General features: G+C 42.9%; 1 protein-coding gene. It reads left to right on the plus strand.

Annotated elements, in window-relative coordinates; translation table 11 throughout:
- Nucleotides 1-560: SdrD B-like domain-containing protein (locus tag ADS77_RS21375; protein ID WP_152960671.1), on the plus strand; the 560-nt coding region annotated here is incomplete at both ends.

The following is a 560-nucleotide window of genomic DNA, read 5'->3' on the forward strand; positions in this document are numbered from 1 at the left end:
CCAGATACAGCGACTATTTCAGGGCGTGTGTATTTTGATGAAAACCAAGATGGCACGATTGCAGGTAACGACACGTTATTAGCGAATGTCGATATTACCTTAACGGGTAAAAATATCTTCGGTTCAAGAATCTCGTTAACGACGCAAACGAATGCGCAGGGTGAATACACGTTCGCTAATTTATTTGCTTCAAACGCCAGTGGTTATACCATCACGCAGACGCAGCCTGCGCTTTATAAAGACGGTGTCGAGCGTAATAGCTCAGGTGTGATTGCAGGCTCTGATTTAACAGATACGGTTATTGTTAATTTGACTGCAAGCAACCAGCTTGTTGACTTTACAGAGCAAAATCCCGATACAGCGACTATTTCAGGGCGTGTGTATTTTGATGAAAACCAAGATGGCACCATTGCAGATAACGACACGTTATTAACGAATGTCGATATTACCTTAACGGGTAAGGATATCTTCGGTTCAGACATTAACTTTACCGCGCAAACAAATGCGCAAGGTGAATACACGTTCGCTGATTTATTTGCCTCAGATGCCAATGGATACAC

It is taken from the genome of Pseudoalteromonas porphyrae (genome assembly GCF_001298125.1).
GTDB classification, from domain to species: Bacteria; Pseudomonadota; Gammaproteobacteria; order Enterobacterales; family Alteromonadaceae; genus Pseudoalteromonas; species Pseudoalteromonas neustonica.